General features: G+C 61.9%; 18 protein-coding genes and 1 pseudogene. 12 read left to right on the top strand and 7 right to left on the bottom strand.

Translation table 11 applies throughout. The features are described from left to right. Positions 1–8: 8 nt before the first annotated feature. Positions 9–974, bottom strand: coding sequence for a D-2-hydroxyacid dehydrogenase family protein (locus tag P3T25_RS19515; RefSeq protein WP_154559346.1), 966 nt, complete (start codon positions 972–974; stop codon positions 9–11). 132 nt (positions 975–1,106) lie between these two features. Beyond that, positions 1,107–2,033 carry a LysR family transcriptional regulator gene (locus tag P3T25_RS19510; protein WP_233464781.1) on the bottom strand — a complete coding sequence of 309 codons (927 nt, stop codon included), beginning with the start codon at positions 2,031–2,033 and terminating at the stop codon, positions 1,107–1,109. 293 nt (positions 2,034–2,326) lie between these two features. On the opposite strand from P3T25_RS19510, the gene P3T25_RS19505 reads away from it, so the two are divergent. Both P3T25_RS19505 and P3T25_RS19500 read left to right on the top strand, forming a co-directional pair. Further along, positions 2,327–3,688 carry an MFS transporter gene (locus P3T25_RS19505; RefSeq protein ID WP_154559345.1) on the top strand — a complete coding sequence of 454 codons (1,362 nt, stop codon included), beginning with the start codon at positions 2,327–2,329 and terminating at the stop codon, positions 3,686–3,688. Positions 3,689–3,732: 44 nt separating this feature from the next. Beyond that, a complete protein-coding gene (locus tag P3T25_RS19500; RefSeq protein WP_429358726.1) occupies positions 3,733–4,482 on the top strand; it encodes a maleate cis-trans isomerase family protein in 750 nt (249 codons plus the stop codon). Between the two features lie 49 nt (positions 4,483–4,531). On the opposite strand, the pseudogene P3T25_RS19495 reads toward P3T25_RS19500, so the two are convergent. Then, positions 4,532–4,687, bottom strand: a pseudogene (locus P3T25_RS19495) (AraC family transcriptional regulator); the annotation flags it as partial. Positions 4,688–4,868: 181 nt separating this feature from the next. Continuing rightward, positions 4,869–5,078, bottom strand: a complete 210-nt coding sequence (locus P3T25_RS19490; protein WP_154559343.1) for a hypothetical protein — start codon at positions 5,076–5,078, stop codon at positions 4,869–4,871. A 35-nt stretch (positions 5,079–5,113) separates the two neighbouring features. Here P3T25_RS19490 and P3T25_RS19485 point away from each other — a divergent pair, with 35 nt between their 5' ends. Continuing rightward, the gene (locus P3T25_RS19485; RefSeq protein ID WP_154559342.1) at positions 5,114–7,546 is read left to right on the top strand and encodes a DNA-binding protein; all 2,433 of its coding nucleotides are present in this window, start codon (positions 5,114–5,116) and stop codon (positions 7,544–7,546) included. A gap of 97 nt (positions 7,547–7,643) precedes the next feature. On the opposite strand, the gene P3T25_RS19480 is transcribed toward P3T25_RS19485, so the two are convergent. Continuing rightward, positions 7,644–8,771, bottom strand: coding sequence for a porin (locus P3T25_RS19480; RefSeq protein ID WP_154559341.1), 1,128 nt, complete (start codon positions 8,769–8,771; stop codon positions 7,644–7,646). Between the two features lie 519 nt (positions 8,772–9,290). Between P3T25_RS19480 and P3T25_RS19475 the strand changes: the two genes are divergently transcribed. Genes P3T25_RS19475 through P3T25_RS19435 form a run of 9 tightly spaced genes read left to right on the top strand, consistent with a single transcriptional unit; the run spans position 9,291 to position 18,097 of the window. Beyond that, complete coding sequence (locus tag P3T25_RS19475) at positions 9,291–10,322, top strand: ABC transporter substrate-binding protein (RefSeq protein ID WP_154559340.1); 1,032 nt, start codon at positions 9,291–9,293, stop codon at positions 10,320–10,322. Between the two features lie 3 nt (positions 10,323–10,325). Further along, positions 10,326–11,159 carry an ABC transporter ATP-binding protein gene (locus P3T25_RS19470; RefSeq protein WP_154559339.1) on the top strand — a complete coding sequence of 278 codons (834 nt, stop codon included), beginning with the start codon at positions 10,326–10,328 and terminating at the stop codon, positions 11,157–11,159. Next, complete coding sequence (locus P3T25_RS19465; protein ID WP_154559338.1) at positions 11,159–11,998, top strand: ABC transporter permease; 840 nt, start codon at positions 11,159–11,161, stop codon at positions 11,996–11,998. The genes P3T25_RS19470 and P3T25_RS19465 overlap by 1 nt, the downstream gene beginning before the upstream one ends. Positions 11,999–12,035: 37 nt before the next feature. Further along, entirely contained in the window at positions 12,036–13,421 is a 1,386-nt protein-coding gene (locus P3T25_RS19460) for an FAD-dependent oxidoreductase (RefSeq protein ID WP_168435621.1), read from the top strand. Continuing rightward, positions 13,418–14,599 (top strand): CaiB/BaiF CoA transferase family protein, encoded by a 1,182-nt coding sequence (locus P3T25_RS19455; protein WP_154559336.1) that lies wholly within the window; start codon positions 13,418–13,420, stop codon positions 14,597–14,599. Before P3T25_RS19460 ends, P3T25_RS19455 begins: the two co-directional genes overlap by 4 nt. Continuing rightward, positions 14,596–15,369 (top strand): enoyl-CoA hydratase-related protein, encoded by a 774-nt coding sequence (locus P3T25_RS19450; protein WP_154559335.1) that lies wholly within the window; start codon positions 14,596–14,598, stop codon positions 15,367–15,369. The genes P3T25_RS19455 and P3T25_RS19450 overlap by 4 nt, the downstream gene beginning before the upstream one ends. Next, positions 15,369–15,704 (top strand): ferredoxin, encoded by a 336-nt coding sequence (fdxA, locus tag P3T25_RS19445; protein ID WP_097395489.1) that lies wholly within the window; start codon positions 15,369–15,371, stop codon positions 15,702–15,704. Before P3T25_RS19450 ends, fdxA begins: the two co-directional genes overlap by 1 nt. 9 nt (positions 15,705–15,713) lie before the next feature. Further along, positions 15,714–16,628, top strand: a complete 915-nt coding sequence (locus P3T25_RS19440) for a LysR family transcriptional regulator (RefSeq protein ID WP_154559334.1) — start codon at positions 15,714–15,716, stop codon at positions 16,626–16,628. A 23-nt stretch (positions 16,629–16,651) separates the two neighbouring features. Next, complete coding sequence (locus tag P3T25_RS19435) at positions 16,652–18,097, top strand: NAD-dependent succinate-semialdehyde dehydrogenase (RefSeq protein WP_429358725.1); 1,446 nt, start codon at positions 16,652–16,654, stop codon at positions 18,095–18,097. 73 nt (positions 18,098–18,170) lie between these two features. On the opposite strand, the gene P3T25_RS19430 is transcribed toward P3T25_RS19435, so the two are convergent. Next, positions 18,171–18,755, bottom strand: a complete 585-nt coding sequence (locus tag P3T25_RS19430) for a TlpA disulfide reductase family protein (RefSeq protein ID WP_429358724.1) — start codon at positions 18,753–18,755, stop codon at positions 18,171–18,173. Beyond that, positions 18,745–19,803 (bottom strand): transporter, encoded by a 1,059-nt coding sequence (locus P3T25_RS19425; protein ID WP_154565440.1) that lies wholly within the window; start codon positions 19,801–19,803, stop codon positions 18,745–18,747. Before P3T25_RS19425 ends, P3T25_RS19430 begins: the two co-directional genes overlap by 11 nt. Positions 19,804–19,886: the final 83 nt, after the last annotated feature.

Genomic DNA, 19,886 nt, shown 5'->3' with positions numbered 1-19,886 from the left:
GTTGACCGCTACCCTTGCGCAGAACGCCCGGTTTCATCAAGCCACCGAACGATGTTCTGCACCGTATCGCCATAGAAGGTGCGATACAGTTCCTTCGACACATAGCCGATATGAGGCGTCGCGAGTACGTTGGGCAATTCGCGCAGCGGGTGCGGATTCTCGAGCGGTTCGACGTCGTACACGTCCAGCGCAGCGCCGGCAATCTGACCGGTCGTGAGTGCCCGAAGCAGGGCGGCATTGTCGACGATCGCTCCTCTCGACGTATTGATCAGCCGGCTCGTGGGTTTCATCTGCGCGAGTTCCGTCGCGCCGACCAAAGCTCGGGTTCGCTCGCTAAACCGCAAGTGGATTGACAGGAAATCTGCGGTGGAGAACAGCACATCCTTGCTGACTCGCTGCACGCCTTTTTCCGCAGCACGTTCCTCGGTGAGGTTCTCACTCCACGCGATGACGTTCATTCTGAATGCCCGGCCGATGATGCCGACAGCCGAGCCGATATGGCCAAGGCCAAGCAATCCGAGCGTCTTGCCCGCGAGTTGTTCGCCAAGCGAAAGCTGCCAGCCTCCCTGACGCACTGATTGAGTCTCGAGAGGAATGTTGCGGGCCATCGCGAGAATCAGCGCCCACGTCATCTCGATCGTCGGCGTGGACGAATAGCCCGTATGACGAATTTCGATGCCGCGTTCGGCAGCCGCCTCCTGATCGATCGACACATTCCCCGGGCCGGTCGAGGCAATCAGCTTCAGGCTCGGCAGGCTTTCGATGACCAGGCGGGACAGCGGTGTGCGTTCTCGCATGACGCATACGACGTCGAATGGCAGCAGGCGTTGAATCAGGCTCCCGATATCAGCGACGTGATCGTTGAACACCGTCACGTCTGCCAGGTCCTTAAGCGGCGACCAGTCTGCCACGCTCAGCGCGACGTTCTGATAGTCGTCGAGGACGGCGACCTTGATCGGGAGTTTCAGGTCCATGTTGCGCGCTCCGTGAGTTGTTGATGTTGCTGCTACCCGAATGCTAAGAATCCCGGCCCGTCAGGTAAATCAATAAGTAACGACGCCACCCATCGCGAGCCGCGATGGCTCACCATCGACTGGTGACAGTCCTCATGGCTCGTTATCCCGGTGCTTGTTGAGGTGGTCGACCAGCATGCGTGCAGGCAGCGGCAGCGTCTCAAAGTTGCGGGCGATGATGACCAGTGGTCGCTGCGACCACGGTTCATCAAGCTCAACGACGCGAAACGGCACCGACTGCATATAAGGCGTCACGCTTCCCTTGGGAAGCACGCCAATGCCGAGACCCGCGCTGACCATGTTGCGCACGCCCTCGAAGCTGGTCACTTCGATGCGCACGCGAAGCCGCATGCCCGCACGCTCAGCGGCGGCGCGACACAACTTCGAAATGGACGTGCCATACGGCATGCTGACGAAGTCGTCCTCCAGAACTTCCGCGAAGGTCACGCTCGCGCGCTCGGCGAGCCGATGATCCGACGGCACGATCACGACCAGCTTATCGACGCTGTATGGACGCCACTGCAGATCGCCGAGAGCGTCCCGGGTAGCCGCGCAGATGCCGAGATCGGCGACACCGCTTGCGATTGCCTGCACGACTTCATCGCTCGACTTCTCGGCCATATCGATCCGCACCTTCGGATTGGTGCGCAGGAAGGTGCGCAGCACACCCGGCAGATACTGGACCATGGCCGTAAAGTTCACATAAATCCGGGTATGGCCCCTCAATCCCGCCGAATACTCAGACAATTCATCCGAAATTTGCTGCAAGTGCTCGCTCAGCCGCTTCGCATGATGATAGAGCGCCTCGCCGGCCGGCGTAGGTTGCACACCGCGGCTGTGCCGATACAACAGCGGCGTGCCGGCGTCCTCTTCGAGATCCGATACGCGCTTACTGACGGCTGACGCCACGATATGCGTGCGGGCCGCCGCCGCGGCAATGCTGCCCTCCTCAATGACGGCCACAAAAATGCGCAGGGACTCCATGTCGAGGCGCAACGGCCGTTCTGCTGAAACACGCATCCTTACTCCTTCGGGTTGGCTATCCGGTCGCGGGCACCCATCGCGGTTGGCGATGCCTCTATTGAACATTGAGAAGTTTTCAATCCGCCTGCCGACCGGCATCCTGTGTGCCATAGGGCTCAATCCTCGCAGGACGATCGGTTGAGGCGTGCGACCGGGCACTGTGCCTCGCGATTCTATGTCGAGGCGGCGCGGTTGTCCTGGACGCCGGCCCATCAGCCTTTTCAGAAGCACAAGCCGGTGGACGGCCGGCACGCAGGAAAACTCGGTTGAAAACATGAAGGAGACGAAAGATGGAACACAAACAACTGGCCTTGAGCGCGCGAACGCGCTGGTACGAGGGGCTCACGGCAATGCACTGGCGTGTGCTGAAGGCCAGCTTTCTCGGCTGGATTTTCGACGGCTATGAGGCACTGGCACTCGTCGTCGTGCTTGGGCCGATGCTGCATTCGGTGCTGTCGCCGGCACAAGCCGCGTCTCCTACGACATACGCAGGTCTGGTTATCGGCATCACGTTGCTTGGCTGGGGGGCGGGCGGTCTGATCGGCGGGATTCTCGCGGACTATGTCGGACGCAAGCGGATGATGCTCTGGTCCGTCTTCCTCTATGCGGTGTTTTCGGGTTTGACCGCATTCTCGCAAACCTTCTGGGTGTTGTGCGGGCTGCGCTTCCTGACCGGCCTCGCCATGGGCAGCGAATGGAGCACGGGCGTCGCGCTGCTGTCGGAAACATGGCCTGAGCGGGCGCGTGCGAAAGGGGCGGGTTTCCTGCAATCGGGCTTCGGCTGGGGCACGCTGATCGCGGCGGTCGTGTGGTACGCGCTTTCGTCGGCGCATCCACTCGGCGCCGAAACGTGGCGGTTGATGTTCGTGCTTGGCGCAGTCCCCGCGCTTTTTGTGCTGTACATCCGCCGTGGGGTCAACGAGTCGGAGAAATGGCAACGCGCGGTGCGCGAAAAACGCTGGAGCGCGACGAGCACGACGAGCACCCAGCCGGTTGCGGGCGACGCGTCTGCTTCCGACAAGCGCCCCTTCACGCTCACGCAACTGTTCCGCGAACCCGAAGCGCTGCGCCGCACGCTGCTTCTGCTCGTGCTGTCGATCGTCACGACCGTTGGCTGGTGGGCCATTTCCAGCTGGCTGCCGACTTATACCGTAGCGCTCGCTAAAGCCGAAGGCATCCCCGATGCGTTGTCGTGGGGCTCGAAGGTATCGATTGCGTACACCATCGGCGCGATTGCAGCCTACATGATCGCGGGCTTCGTGGTGGATGCAATCGGCCGGCGAGCGTTCCTGTCACTCACTTTCGTCGGTGCACTGCTCACAACGGTCGTCACGTACAAGCTGACGACAAGCGTCGAAGCGATGATGGTCGTTGCGCCAATCAATGGCTTCTTCACCTTGGGCTGTGCCTATGTCTGGATGGCGATCTACCCATGTGAACTCTTTGGTTCCAGCGTACGTTCCACCGCGATTAGCTTCGTGTTCAATGCTGCGCGTCTGATCGCGTGGGTGTTCCCGATCATCGCGGGCAGCATGATCAAATCGTTCGGTGGTGTGTCTCAAGCTGCGTTGGCACTCGGCTCTGTGTATCTGATCGGTATCGTGGTTCCGTGGTTTTTGCCGGAGACGCGTGGCACGGGCATGCCGGACTGAGTCAGTTCATAAATTTGGATACCTAATTCTATTTGGAGAGAAAGATGCCTCAAAATTTTCGTATCGGACAGATCGTTCCAAGCTCGAATACGACCATGGAAACGGAAATTCCCGCCATGCTGCGTGCCCGTGAAGCGATCCGTCCCGAGCGGTTCACTTTCCATTCGAGCCGGATGAGAATGCACAAGGTCACGAAGGAAGAACTGGTCGCGATGAACAAGGAAGGTCTGCGCTGCGCGGCGGAACTCGCCGACGCGCGTGTCGATGTCATGAGCACGGCGTGCCTGGTTGCGATCATGGCGATGGGGCCCGGATATCATCGGCAAACCGAACGCGAACTGCTGGAAGTTGCGCGCGCCAATCATTGTCTTGCGCCCGTCATGACCTCCGCGGGCGCGTTGGTAGACGGTCTGAAGATCATGGGCGCCCGCCGGATTTCGCTGATGGCGCCATACATGCGGCCCTTGACTGACCTTGTCGTCGCTTATATCGAGAACGAAGGCATTGAGGTCATCGATTCCCTCTGCTTCGAGATTCCCGACAACCTTGAAGTCGGTCTGCGCGACCCGATGCAACTGGTCGACGACGTTCGCGGTCTGAACACGGAAGGCGCGGACGTCGTGGTGGCGTCCGCTTGCGTCCAGATGCCTTCATTGCCGGCGATTCAGCGCATTGAAGACATGCTGGGAATCCGCACCGTCTCGACTGCGGTATGCACCGTTCGGCGCATGCTGGATCATCTTAAGCTTGAGCCGATCGTCCCTGGCGCGGGGGCGTTGCTTGCCGGGGTGTGATCGGCTATCGTTGACGCTCAGCCGATTTTTTCGAATGCGGCTTTGTACATTAGCGGAGCTCTGCGCGAAGCTCGCGCACTCCCCGCCCTAAGCGATCACGCAAGAGCGTTCCCAACGTCGCCCCGTCAGCGTAGCCGACCTCGACTGCGATGGCATCGAGGTCAAGGTCGCTGCCGTGGACAAGCGATCTCGCCCGCTCGCCCCGCTGGGTCTTCTGCTCCAGGGCAAGTAAGTGCGGGAGGCGCCATCAATGAACGCCCTCATCGTCATTGCTGGCGCCACCGGCAGTGTCGCGACCAGGCGCTTGCGACCGACAACCGGAAGCTGGAATACGCCGCGCTGCATCTCGGCGAATAAGAAATAGAAAAGACGTCGAACAGTTCGCCTTAAATAGTGGCCGGTTTGACGCCGCGCGTCCGTTCGTCCGATGCCGCCTTGATATCGCCCATAATATCGATCTCACGCTGTACCGCGCGGATGACGTCAGTCACCGCGTTGCCGGTTTTTTCAGTGAACGGCGAATCGCGCGGGATGAGCCAACCCGCATTCCTTTCGTCGGGAATATCGCTGGGTGGAGTAACGTATTGGGGACTCAATTTTTCGTCAGGTCAAAATGAGCTTTGAGGCGCTTATGTCTACGGACGCAGACACAATCACGGACGAACTCGTCGCCGGAATCGCAGATCGCATGGTCGAAGAAGGCCGGAAGGTGTCTCCAGTGACCATTTGGCCGGAGATTCCTGGCGGTTCGATCGTTGCCATTGCGGCAGCTTTGCAACGCTGGCGCGAAGCGCGACAGCCCCTCACGCCCCATGTGCAGGTTCAGGCCGAGTTGCCGGAGCATATCGCCGGAACCATGACGAGTGCCGCTGAGCGGCTCTGGATGGCCGCCCAAGGCGAAGCTGACCGGGCGGTCAGTCAGCACCTGAGTGCCGTGAACCAGCACCTCGATGCTGCCCGCACGGAACGGGATGAGGCGCTTGCCGAGTATCAGAAGACAGCGGCGGAAGTCGAAGCCGGGCGTGAGCGGCATAGTGCGCTGACGAGCGCGCTGAGTACCGCCGAGGATACGTCCGCGCGTCTCGCGGCGGAACTCGCGGCCGCTACGGCGCGTGCTGACGCTGGCGAGGTTCGCGCGGAAGAACTGGCACAACGTGTGTCGGTGGAAGAGGCCGCGCTGGAGCACACGAAGGCGGAACTCGACCAGGAGCGTCACGCGCGTGGGGAGTTGGCCGCTGCTGCTTCCAGCCACCACGATCAGATCGCACAAATGAAGCAGGAGCTCGACGAGGCGCGGCAGGAGGTTACCTCGATCGGCTACGACTGTCAGGCGAAGTCGGCCGAAGCGGATAGAGCGTTGGATGAGGCTAGCGAGGCTTCGGCGCGCGCAGAAGCGGCCACGGCGCAGATGAACGAGAGTCTCGCGCGGGTTGCTGGACTCGAGGCTGAGCGGGATGAGGCGCGCTTTGCGCTCGAAGCAGAGCGCCAGACGAGCGCGGCGCGGAGCGAGGAAGCGTTGATTCAGTTTGATGAATTGCAGCGCGTCGGACGGGAACTGGAGGCGGCGCGGGAGCAGGTCAGCGCCATGACTGAGGCGAAGGCGGCTGTGAGCGCTGAGCTGGCTCAGGTTTCGCACGACGCGTCTGTCGCGAGGGACGAACTGGCTCGGGTCTCGCAGGATGCGTCTGCCGCGAAGGAGCGGGCAGAGGCCGCGGAGCAGCAAGCGGCGACGTTGCAGCAGCGCCTCGCGGAAGTCGAGCAGGCGAAGTCGTCCGAAGCTGATCGATGGGCGCAGGAATCTGGCGCGGCTTCGTCGCGTGCAGAAGCCGCTACGGCGCAGGCGAACGAGAGCCTCGCGCGGGCCGCCGCGCTGGAGGCTGAACGGGATGAGGCGCATGCCGCGCTTGCAGCAGAGCGTCAGGCGAGCGCAGTGCGGAGCGAGGAAGCGTCGGGTCAGCGCGACGAACTGCAACGCGTCACCCGGGAACTCGAGGCGGCGCAGGAGCAGGTCAGCGCCATGACCGAAGCGAACGCGGCCGCGACCGCTGAACTGGTCCAGGTCTCGCACGACGCGTCTGCCGCGAGGAAGCGGGCAGAGTTCGCGGAACAGCATGCGGTGACGTTGCAGCAGCGCCTCGCAGAAGCCGAGCAGGCGAAGTTCGCCGAAGCGGAACGATGGTCGCAGGAATCCAGTGCGGCTTCATCACGCGCAGAAGCCGCCACGGCACAGGTGAGCGAGAGCCTCGCGCGGGTTGCCGCGATCGAAGCTGAACTCAATGAGGTGCGCACTGCGCTCGCTGCCGAGCGCCAGACAAGCGCGGCGCGGGGCGAGGAAGCGTCGGTCCAGCTGAACGAACTGCAGCGCGTCACTCGGGAACTCGAGGAAGCGCGGATCGCGCTCGAAACAGAGCGGCGGATAAACGCAGAGCGGAGCGGGGCAGCGTCGATTCAGCACGACGAACTGCAAGGCGTCACCCGGGAACTCGAGGCGGCGCGGGAGCAGGTCAGCGCCATGACTGAGGCGAAAGCGGCCGCGATCGCTGAACTGGCTCAGGTTTCGCAGGATGCGTCTGCCGCGAAGGAGCGGGCAGAGGCCGCCGAACAGCATGCGGCGACATTGGCGCAGCGCCTTGGAGAAGTCGAGAAGGCTCGCGCGGAAGAAGCGCGACGCAACCATCAACTTGCCCTTCAGGCGGGCGACTCTGCGAAGGCGGAAGAAGTCGTCGAGTTACAACGGCAGATATCGGCTCAGGCCAAAGCGCATGAGAAGGCCTTTAACGAGCTTCGCACGATTGCTGAACAGTGGGTGGAGCATGCTAAAGACCTGAAGGAACGACTCGCTTCGGCAAACGAAAAGCTATTGTTCATCGACTCGCGCAGCACAGGAGAAGTGGCGCTCATCCGGAAACTCTCGTCTGAGCTTGAGCGGCTTAAGCCCGATAGTGAGTTGGTATCCCGGGACACGCAGCAAAAGCTGATCGGGGCGACGATGACCGAGCGACTTTCGCAGAAGGGTTATCGGTATGACCCGACGACGGCGGTTATGTCGAAGGTAGAGCGTTGATTTCCTGCTGGCCATCGACATCGCCGGCCAGCCCACTGAAGAACGCCGGATCCTTTGATCCGGCGTTCTGCGCCGTCGTGCCGGCAAATCACACGGCTTACCACTTATGCCGGAGTCCGATCACCGCCGACACTTGCGACTTGGTGGTGGACGGTGAGAGCGAATAGATCTGCGCGTACTGCGCATCACCCGCCGCTTTCTGATAGATGCCTACCAGAAATAGATCGGTGCGCTTGCTGAGCAGGTAGTCCACGCCGGTATTCACCTGATGCCATTTTGGACTGTTGTTCTGCGGGTGGTATTGCCCTGTGGTGAAGATATACGCGGCGCCAAGAATGAGTTGCCGCGTCACGTAGTCAGTCAGCGAAACCTCAAAATTCTGCAGCGTCAGGCGCGACGTGTCGAGATAGTCGAATCGCGCGTTGGTATAAAGCAGCGACAGGTTCGCCGGCCCGAACGCGTAAGCGCCGCCCGCTCCAAACATCCTCTGCTTGTTGACGCCCGCTTTGGTCGCCGGATTCGTGATGAACGGTGACGTGAAGCCATAGTCGTTGACCACCGCGCCGTTCGTGTTATTGGCGTCGTTCGGCGTATTGACCTGAAGGAACGCCAGGCCGGCTGATAGCGGCCCGTTGCGATACTGCACCGCGGCGCTATAGGCATTGTTGTCGGAGAAGCCGCCCGCCTTATTCGAGAAACCGTAGAGCCCTTCGAACTGAAGACCTTTGTAGTCGATGCTCTTGTACTGGACCGCGTTATTGATCCGGAACGTGTCGAACACGTTATCACTGTCGCCAATGTGCGCGCCGTACGCCGCGAACTGACAGGCCGACGAGAATACACACAGAGTTACCGCCTCGTCGTATTGACGGCCGAGCGTCACCGTTCCGAGGGTATCCGACGACAAGCCGACAAACGCCTGCCTGCCAAACTCACGGCCTCCCTGGGACAGTGCGCCAGTCGCCAGGCTGTAGCCGCCTTCCAGCGTGAAGATGGCCTTCAGACCTCCACCCAGATCCTCTACGCCCTTCATCCCCCAGCGAGGCGTCTGCATCGGGCCGCTCGCGAATTGCCACGTCGCGTGCCCTTGCTTGTCGGCCCCTTTCTGATTGTTCGCGTAGACGATGCCGGTCGAGATCAGCCCGTACAGGGTCACGCTGCTTTGGGCAGATGCCGTCTGGCAGAGCAGGGCCATTGAAGCGAGAACAAAGATGCGTCGATTCATGATTTCCTTTAAATGGCTTGTTTTGGGAAAGTGAAAGCAAATACTTGAATCTGAATTGTTTTTAGGATCACGAAGCAAAGTCATTGCACAGAGAAGGCTTTGTGTCTCCGATAACCGTCTCAACTTTCTCGGGTGAATGGACAGATCAGCCTGGCGTTCCCGCGCCGTGAAGGTCTGTCGCGACCACTGCCTTTCGGTAATCGACCTGTACGGCGATGCGAATCTGGTGCGATTGCTGGCGATTCTTGCGGAACAAAATTCACGACAGCTAGCACCGAATTTGACTACCAGTGATCGAATTTTTAGCGCATCGAAGGCTCAGAGGTGCGCGAATCGCGCACGCTCGCGTGCAATTTGTCTGATGTTTTGCGCAGAATGGGTGAGCTAATTCCGGCATCACTCATCTTCAAAATTGATGCTTGCGGGGACACTTTTGGCTCTTAATAATCGTTTGGACCGGCAGCACTCAGCGTTAAACGACCGGCCCCTTGTATCCAGGAAGGACCAACGGAGGAGATGATGTCAGTAATCGAAAATGCCGGACGTCGGCGTTTGCTGCGGATGACACTCGCGGCGGGCGGCATGGCTGCAACGGGCGCGCTGCTTTCCGTGCGCGCCTTTGCAGGCGACAGGGCAACCGTCAACATGCAACTGGGCTGGATTCCGGGCGGCAACCAGGTCGGTGAGGTGACGGCGAAGCGGCTCGGCTATTACGAGCAGGAAGGCATCGATTTTCACATCCAGCCGGGTGGCCCGAACATTGACGGCGTCGCGATTGTCGCCTCGGGCCGATCCGAAGCCGGAGAGATTTCGTCGAGCCCGTCGATCATGCTTGCGGTCTCAGAAGGTTTGCCGATCAAATGTATCGCGGTCGGGCTGCAGCAGCATCCTTACAGTTTCTTTTCGCTCAAGAAGAATCCTGTGCGCACGCCGCACGACATGATCGGCAAGCGTATCGGTATCCAGTCGACGGGCATGGTGCTGCTCAAGGCGCTGCTCGCGAAGAACAAGATCCCGGAAAGCCAGGTCAACATCGTGCCGATCGGCGCCGACATGATGCCGCTTCTGAGTGGCCAGGTCGACGCGGTGACTGGCTGGCAAACCAACACCACAGCGCTCAAGGCGCTCGGGGCAGATCGCGTCGACCTGCGTCTGTGGGACACCGGCGTGCGCCTCTACGCGCTGCCGTACTACGCGAACACCGCGACACTCAAGGACCATCCCGACATCGTTACGCGGTTCATGCGCGCAACCGCGCGTGGCTGGCTTTACGCGAATGCGCATCGCGACCAGGCCGTCGATCTGCTCATCAAGGAATATCCGAATCTGAACCACGCCGATGAGCGCGTCGCGATCGATTCGCTGATGGGCTACGCGTTCGATCAGGCCACGCAGACCCAGGGCTGGGGCACGATGGACGCGAAGGTCTGGGAGGAGCAGATCACGATGTACGGTCAACTCGGCCAGTTCCGGGGAAGTCAGCCCAAGGTCGATGACGTGATGACGATGGACGTTCTTAACGCTACCCGTTCCTCTCGCCTCAAGGTGTAATCCATGCATGCTGCCACTATGAATCCGCCGCGCGCGGACGGGTCCGGTTCGTCTGCCGGCGCGCTGCAAGACACCAATCTGTCTATCAGTTGCCGCAATATCAATGTGCGCTTTTTCACCGACCGGCGCAGCGTCACCGCGATCGAAGGCTTGAGCCTTGACGTCGCCGCCGGGGAATTCCTCACGCTCCTCGGTCCCTCAGGCTGCGGGAAGTCGACGTTCCTGCGAGTCGTCGCGGACCTCATCAAGCCGAGCCGTGGCGAAATCAGCGTGCTTGGCGCGGCGCCCCGTGTCGCGCGTGAGCGTCGGGACATCGGCTTCGTGTTTCAGGACGCGGCGTTGCTGCCGTGGCGCACGGCGATCCAGAACGTGCAGTTGCCGCTCGAAGTCGCGGGTGGCAAGGCGCGTGCAGGCCGGGCGACACCGCGTGAACTGCTCGAACTCGTCGGCCTCAAGGGGCGCGAGGACGCTTACCCGCACGAGATGTCCGGCGGGATGCGCCAGCGTGTCGCGATTGCGCGTGCGCTCGTCAGCGACCCGAAAGTCCTGCTGATGGACGAGCCTTTTGGCGCGCTCGATGAAATCACGCGTGACCGTCTGAACGAAGAATTGCGTCGCGTCTGGAAAGAGATGGGCCTCACGACGCTCTTCGTCACCCACAGCATTTATGAAGCGGCGTTTCTCGGCCAGCGCGTGCTGATGCTGGCCGCCAATCCTGGGCGTGTGAAGGAGATCGTCCCGGTTGGACTGCCGGAAGACCGGACGCTCGATATCCGCGAGACCCGTGAATTCGTCGAACTCGCTGCCTATCTGCGGCGCGTACTGGAGACCTGCTGATGACCACGTCCGAAATGCAATTGAACCTGTCGTCTCAAGCGGCGGACCCTGAAGCGCAAGCATGGCTTGCGCAACGCCGCCAGCGCCTGTGGCGCGCGCGCCTCCTGCCGGTACTCGGCGTCGCGGGCTTGCTGTTCACGTGGTGGGCGGTGGTGGCGGGCTTTCATGTGAAGCCGTTTATCGCGCCGTCGCCGCTCCTGGTTCTGGAGACGCTGTTCAACAAGAGCGACGTGCTGCTGCAGAACCTGGTGCCGACCGCGATCGAGGCAGTGGGAGGTTTTCTGCTCGGCAACCTGGCGGCGATCCTGATCGCCACCGTTTTCGTGCACAACAAGACGCTGCAGGACATCTTCTATCCGGTCGCGGTGATGATCAACTCGATTCCGGTGGTCGCGAAGGCGCCGATTCTCGTTCTCATCATGGGTAACGGTCTTGAGCCGAAGATCACGATCGCGGCGATCGTCTGTTTCTTCCCGACGCTCGTGAATATGGTTCGCGGGCTGCAAGCGGTGAACCCGCAGGCGATGGAACTGATGCAGATCCTGTCGGCAAGCAAGCGCGAAATCTTCTTCAAGCTGCGCCTCTACGCTTCGCTGCCTTATCTCTTCTCCGCATTGCGCATCGCTGCGTCGATGTCGGTAATTGGCGCGGTGGTCGGCGAATGGATCGGCGCCACGCAAGGTATCGGCGCCATGATCATCCAGGCGACCTACAGCTTCGATTCAGCCCTGCTGTACACGGCAATCATCATGAGCGCTGTGCTGTCCGGCATGTTCTTCCTGGTGATCGCGATTATCGAACGCCTGGTGGTCAGATGGCAGCCCGAAAGCACGCATTGAACCGAACACGAAATACCCGAATTCTCAGAGGAGACAAGTGAACATGATCAGCGATTTGATTCAGGAAAATGCGCGCGACGTGCGCGTTGCGGCCAAGGCAAATGTTGTGGTGGTGGGCGGCGGTCCCGCAGGCCTGTCGGCAGCGATCGGGGCGGCGCGCAACGGCGCCGAAGTGATTCTGCTGGAGCGTTACAACCACCTGGGCGGCCTCGCATCCGGCGGCATGGTGCTGGTGCTCGACGACATGTGGGACAACCACCTGCAGGAAATTTCGGTGCGCGGCGTCTGCATGACCTTCATCGAACGGATGGCGGCGCGCAAGCTGGCGGCGTTCCCGCGCTCGGACGAGTGGGGCGAGGATCCTGCCGCGTATCGCAAGTGGGGACGTTGGGGCACCTTCGACTTTCACAGCCAGAAGACGCCTCACCCCGTGTGCTTCGCCGCAGCGTTCGATCCGGATGGGATGAAGCGCGTCGCGCTGGAGATGGTGGAATCGCTCGGCATCAAGTTGCGTTTGCATTCATGGTTCTCGCGCACGCTGGTCGAAGACGGTCAGGTGAAGGGCGTAATCTGCGAGACGAAGAGCGGTCGTGAAGCGATCCTCGCCGACGTGGTGATCGACGCGACGGGTGACCTGGATGTTGCTGCGTCGGCGGGCGTGCCGCATGTCGGCGGCACCTATATCACGACGACGGTATTTCGACTCGGCGGCGTCGATACGGAAGCGGCCGAACGTTTCGAAGCCGAAGAACCCGAGGCATTCGCGGCACTCGATCGCCAGATCAAGCGCATTCTCGGTGGCTCGTGGGGCTACTGGTGGCTGAAGACACCGTTGCCCGGCGTGGTGTGGTGCAACTGCCCGCACATGGCCGGTCTTGACGGCCTCAATCCCGAAGACCTGACACGCGCTGAAGTACAGGGCCGGAAGCACATTCACGCGGTGGTCGATTTCGTGCGCGAGAAGTTGCCCGGGTTCGAGCAGTGTTACGTGATCGATGTCGCGCCGCAAACCGGCGTGCGCCAGACGCGCCTGCTCGAAGGCGAGTATGTGATGACGAAGGACGACCTCGCGCAGCGTACCCGTTTCGACGACAGCATCGCGCGTGGCCGTGACTACTACATGCCGTATCGTGTGTTGCTGCCGAAGCAGATCGACAACCTGCTGGTTGCCGGCCGGCACTATTCGGCGACCTCGCAGGCGCAGAAGATGTCGCGTGAAATTCCGCCTTGCATGGCGATGGGCGAAGCCGCCGGTGTGGCTGCCGCGCTCGCGCTCGACGCGGGCGTGCGAGTGCGCGACGTGGACGTGCACTCGCTGCAGAAGACCTTGCGCACACAAGGCGCCGATCCGGGCGACCAGACCGGCCGCAACGCCGACGTCCCATCGCTTGCCGCACACATCGAGAAGCGGGAGGCCGCATGAGCGTCGCCGACAACGTCGCGAAGACAACTGACCTGCCGCTTGCCGGCGTGCGCGTAGTCGATCTCACGCAGGTCATGATGGGTCCGGTCTGCACGCAGATGCTCGCCGATTACGGCGCCGACGTGATCAAGGTCGAGAGAAAGGGCGCGGGCGACTTGAGCCGTTCGACGTTCGAGCCGGTGGCCGGTGCGGACAATCCGATCTTCTGCAGTCTGAATCGCAACAAGCGCAGCGTGGCGCTCGACCTGCGCGACGCGCAGCAACTGGCTGATCTGAAGGCGCTGATCGCGGACGCGGACGTGGTCGTCAGCAATTTCCGCGCGGGCGTGATGGACCGTATGGGCGTCGGCTACGAAGACTGCCGCCGATTGAATCCGCGGATCATCTACGCGGTGGGCACGGGCTTCGGCGAAACCGGACCGTATGCGCACAAGGGTGGCCAGGACGTGCTCGCCCAGGCGATGAGCGGTGTGATGGCGCGCCGCGCTGATGAGTCGTTGCCGATTTCCGTGTACCCGACTGCGCTCGCCGACTATTCGGCCGGCATGCACATGGTGCAGGGCATCCTGCTCGCGTTGCTGCATCGTGAGCGCACGGGCGAGGGGCAGAAGGTCAACGTGTCGCTGTACAACTCGATGCTCGCGATGCAGATGCAGGAAGCCGCCATGATCATGATGGCCGACTCGGAAGTGAACTGGGCCGCGATGCCGCTCTCGGGTGTCTTCGATACCCAGGATGGCGCACTGGTGCTCGTCGGTGCGTTCAAGGCGAATCCGCTGCGCGACATCTGCGCCGCGCTGGATATCGACGACCTGTCGCTCGACGCGCGCTTTTGCAATCTCAACCAGCAGTTCGTTCACAAGACCGAATTGCAGCGGATTTTCCGGGAGCGCTTTGCAAGCAACACGCGCGACTTCTGGCTCGCACGCCTCGAAGATCAGGACCTGCTGTGTGCACCGGTGCGCGATCTGCGTGAAGCGCTGGTCGATCCTCAGACGCTGCATAACCAGCTGATTCTGGAGGGCGAGGGCGAAGGCCAGCCGGTGCGCTTCATCGGCAGCCCGATCGAGCTTTCGCTCGCGCCGGTTGGCTTGCGGCGTGGGCCGCCGCGCCTCGGCCAGCATACCGAAGAGGTCTTGCAACAATTGCGCGGCAAGGTCGCCACGGAGGCTGTATGAGCGTACGTCTTGTCATCGACCAGCACGTTGCCACGGTGACGCTGGCGCGGCCGGAAGCGCTCAACGCCGTGGACCTCGCCACCGAAGCCGAACTGCAACGCGTGTGGAACGAGCTCGAACGGAACCGCGATGTGCGGGTCGTGGTTCTGACGGGCGAAGGCGAGCGCGCGTTCTGCGTCGGCGCGGACCTGAAGAATCCGTCGGTGAGCGGCCTTGAGTACTGGGCGGCGCCACGGCCAGGCGGCTTTGGTGGCATTGCGCTTCGCGAGACGCTCAACGTGCCGGTTATCGCGCGGGTCAACGGTTATGCGCTGGGTGGCGGCTTCGAAATGGTGCTGGGTTGCGATCTGGTGGTCGCGTGTGACGAGGCGAGCTTCGGGCTGCCCGAGGCGCTCGTCGGGCGCATGCCGCTTGACGGCGGCATGACCCTGCTGCAACGCCAGATCCCGTACCGCCAGGCGATGGCGATGCTGATGACCGGTCGACGCGTTTCGGCACGCGAGGGACTCGAGATGGGCCTCGTCAACGAAGTCGTGCCGCGTGCCGAACTGGACGCCGCCGTCGAGCGCTGGGTTCAGGCGCTGCTCGCGTGCGCCCCGCTGTCGCTGCAGGCGATCAAGCAGGTGGTCAAACGCACCTCCACACTCTCGCCTGCGGACGCCCAGGCACTGCGACTGCCCGCCTTGGTGGCCGCGTTGCAATCCGAGGACGCGAATGAAGGCGTGCGCGCGTTCCAGGAGAAGCGCAAACCGGTCTGGAGTGGACGCTGATGGCCTACGTCATCACTTCGCCGTGCATCGACGTCAAAGACGGGGCGTGCGTGCAATGCTGTCCGGTCGACTGTATCTACGAAGGTGGGCGCACGCTCTACATCCACCCTGAGGAGTGCATCAACTGTGGGGTGTGTGTATCGGTGTGCCCGACCGAAGCGATCTTTCACGATGAAGAACTCCCGCAATCGGAGGCCATCTTCGCCGCCGTGAACCGGGATTTCTTCGGGCCGGAAGCGAGTGCGCTCGGTTCCCCGGGTGGCGCATGTGACGTGGGCAAGGTAGCCTGCGATCATCCCGTGGTCGCCGCCTGGACGGTGCGGCCGATGAACTGAGAAAACACGATGCATGCGAATGTCCTGAAGTATTTTGTCGAAGTGGCTCGGTGCAGTTCGATCCGCAAGGCCGCGCAGAACCTCTATGTCGCGTCGAGCGCGGTCAACCGGCAGATCCTGAAGCTCGAAGCCGAGATGGGGACCGAACTGTTCGACCGGCTGCCGAACGGCATCCGGCTGAACGCGGCCGGCGAGCGCATGCTGCAACACATTCGCGCGACGCTGAACGACTTCCACTTGATGCGCAGCGAACTTGACGATCTGAAGGGCGAACGCAAGGGGCACGTCTCGGTCGTGGCAATGGATTCGCTGTTCGTCGATTTTCTGCCGGCGACCGTCGAGGAGTTTTCGGACGCCTATCCGGCTGTCACTTATTCGATCGCCGCGGTGCCGCCGCACGACGTACCGACGCGACTCGTGAGTGGCGAGTATGACGTCGGCATTACGTACATTACGAAGCTGCCCGCCGGCCTCGATGTCGTGACCGAGGTATCGTTGCCGCCGGGTGTGGTGATGGCGTCGTCGCATCCGCTGGCGAAGACGGAGCGCATCAGCTTCGACGAATGCCGTAATCACGCGTTTCTGCGGCTTGAAGGACGATCGCCGATCCAGGGCGTCGTCACGACCGACTTTCCCGAGTACTGGGAGTCGTTGCAGCCGAGCGTCACCTGCAACTCGACGACGCTGCTCAAGCGGCTGATTGCGTCAGGGCGGGGTATTTCATTTTTTTCAAAACTAGCTTTCCTCGACGAACTGGCGCGCGGTGACGTGGTATGGAGACCGCTCGACGACGTGAACGTGAACGCACTCACCGTCGGCGTCATCACACCCAATCAGCGTGCGTTACCTCACGTGACGCTGGAGTTCGTCGAACGTATCGTGCGGCGCCTGAGGCATGTCGAATTGGCGTTGCGCGACGCGTGATCATCAACTAACAGGAACATAACGTGGTCACATCAGGCTATACAGATACCCGTCTTCTGATCAACGGCGAGTGGTGCGACGCCGCCAGCGGCAAAACCCTCGACGTCGTCAATCCCGCCACCGGCAAAGCTATCGGCAAGGTGGCTCACGCCGGTATCGCCGATCTGGATCGCGCGCTGGTCGCCGCGCAGCGCGGCTTCGAAGCCTGGCGCAAGATTCCGGCCAACGAACGTGCCACCACCGTGCGCAAGGCCGCGGCCCTGGTGCGTGAACGTGCTTCGGACATCGCCCGCCTGATGACGCAGGAACAGGGCAAGCCGTTCGCCGAGGCGCGCGTCGAAGTGCTGTCCGCGGCGGACATCATCGAATGGTTCGCCGACGAAGGCCGCCGCGTCTACGGCCGGGTCGTGCCGCCGCGCAATCTGGCGGTGCAGCAAACCGTGCTCAAGGAGCCGATCGGCCCGGTGGCGGCCTTCACGCCGTGGAATTTCCCGGTCAATCAGGTCGTGCGCAAGCTGAGCGCGGCGCTCGCGTGCGGCTGCTCGTTCCTCGTCAAGGCGCCGGAAGAAACCCCGGCGTCGCCGGCGGCGCTGCTGCAGGCGTTCGTCGAAGCCGGCGTGCCGGCCGGTACGGTCGGCCTCGTGTTCGGCGATCCGGCGGAGATTTCCAGCTACCTGATTCCGCATCCGGTGATCCGCAAGGTCACGTTCACCGGCTCGACGCCGGTCGGCAAGCAACTGGCCGCGCTGGCCGGCACGCACATGAAGCGCGCGACGATGGAGCTGGGCGGTCATGCGCCTGTCATCGTGGCCGAAGACGCCGACGTGGCGCTGGCCATCAAGGCCGCGGGTGCCGCGAAGTTCCGCAATGCCGGCCAGGTCTGCATCTCGCCGACGCGCTTTCTGGTGCACAACAGCATCCGCGAAGAATTCGCCGCGGCGCTCGTCAAGCATGCTGAAGGTCTCAAGCTCGGCGACGGTCTGGCGGAAGGCACGACCATCGGACCGCTCGCCAATGCGCGCCGTCTCACCGCGATGAGCAAGGTGCTCGACGACGCGCGCAAGACCGGCGCGAAGGTCGAGACGGGCGGCGAACGCGTGGGCTCGGAAGGCAACTTCTTCGCGCCGACCGTGCTGACCAACGTGTCGCTCGAATCGGACGTGTTCAACAACGAGCCGTTCGGCCCGATCGCCGCGATCCGCGGTTTCGACACGCTCGAAGAAGCGATCGCCGAGGCGAACCGTCTGCCGTTTGGTCTCGCGGGTTATGCGTTCACGAAGTCGTTCCGCAACGTCCATCTGCTGTCGCAACAGATGGAAGTCGGCATGCTGTGGATCAACCAGCCTGCCACGCCCTGGCCGGAAATGCCGTTTGGCGGCGTGAAGGATTCGGGCTATGGGTCGGAAGGCGGTCCGGAGGCGATGGAAGGTTATCTGGTGACGAAGGCAGTGTCGGTCCTGGCTGTTTAGAAGCGCGAAACGGTCAAATCCGGTGGGCTCGTAAGCAGACGGTCACCACAATTCGCACCCGTCATTTACGCCTCTATTGCCTCAGAAGTGGCGTGACAACGCGTTGCAAGCGATCGGATGTCCAAACGGGAGATTTGTCGTCCCACCCGTTGTCCGCGAGGAGACCCGTTCGTCCGATCGTGAAGCTCACCGGAATGCGCCACATGCGCCCGTAGTCACCTGCCCAGGCGCTGCCCAGCAGGCCCACCGGAAAACTAAGGCCGGCGGCAACCTCGCGAACGGTTGACAGATCGTCTGCTCCATCCAGACTGAACCCGAGTACTTGCAGCCCGCTATTTGCGTTGCGCACGGCATAGGCCGACAGCAGAGGCAGTTCGTCACGGCACGGCTCGCACCAGGTGGCCCAGAACGTCAGAATAACCACTTTGCCGAGCAGATCAGCGCTGCTTATGCTCCGGCCATCCAGTGTATGAAGGACTAGAGGCGGAGCAGGTTGACCAACGGCCAGCGTGGCCGCGCGGGCCACCAAGGGCCGGCCCAACCCGCCTGCACCCAGGGACACTGCCAGCACGGCACGCAACCACGCGCGCCGCGCAGTCGATATCGAGGAGGCGGGGTCGTCATGCGCCAGTGGCGCTCGCGATTCGTCAGAACGCATAGCTCATCCCCACGTTGCCGCTCCAGCGTGGAAACAACTGATAACCGTCGAGTTTGCTGTATATAGCGCGCTGCACGAAGCCATACACCTCCAGGTTTTTCCATACGTTGACGGTGATGCCGGGGCTGAGATAGACGACGGTTCCCGCTGTGTTCGCAGTATCCGCAAGCGTGCCCTGGTCATGGCTCTTGCGGGTAACGTTGATCTGCAACTGCGGAACCCACTTCGGATTCGCCTCGTAGCGCAGGCCGAGGCTCAAACTGGCCAGATTCCCGGGGCGGTATGTCGCGCCTGGGTGATCGAGATTCTCCACGATTGCGGACTGGAATTGCCCGTTAATGAACGCGTCGAAGTTCTGGCTGATCGCCTGGTAATAGTAGGCCCCTACAATCAGGTCAGTACTGCCGGTGCCCGGCTGCAAGCTGGTGTCGAGCGCCTGGCCTGCGGCCGCATTGGGGCCGTTCGAGAAGAACACTGGGTTGTGCCCAACGGTTGCGCCGGTGTTGACGTTCTGACCGCCATACCGCCCCGTGGGTAACTTGACGCCAAGCTGCAATCCAAGATTGTGCGTAGGTAGAAAACCCTGATAGCTGGCGATCAGCTTGATGTCTCCCAGGCCTTTGCTGGTTGCGCCGCTCACGTTGTCGGGAGTGAGCTGGTCCGTCGTCGCGTTGCCATATGTCGTGTGGCTACGGTAAATATAAGGAATGAGCGCACTGAAGTTCCAGCTCGCGCTTGGGCTATAGCTGATGCCGAGATTGATGTATCGATTGATCGTCTGGCGCTCCACCTCCTGGCTGCCACCGGCGTCATTGATGCTGGCGGGTTGTGTGTTCGACACTGAACCGGTGCCGCTGCGCAACTGGTTCTGGTTGATGAAGTTGTATTCGATGTTGATTCGCCAGCCAGGGGCGGCGGAATAGCCCATCGCTGCATCGGTGCTCAAGGAGCAGCCGCAAGTGGCGCATGCGTGAGCCGCAGCGGGAAAGATCGCGGCCATGACGAAAGGCAGCGTGCAGCGCAATAGCGCGTTCGGGTTGGTAGACATGGTTTCCTCTCCGCTCGATGCGGGCGCTCGTCGACCCCCCCCTCGGGAGGAAGGACGTGCGTGTTTTCCTGAGACGACAGACT

Source organism: Paraburkholderia sp. GAS32 (genome assembly GCF_050434225.1).
Taxonomy (GTDB): domain Bacteria; phylum Pseudomonadota; class Gammaproteobacteria; order Burkholderiales; family Burkholderiaceae; genus Paraburkholderia; species Paraburkholderia madseniana.
This window is presented reverse-complemented; position numbering and strand designations above follow the sequence as displayed.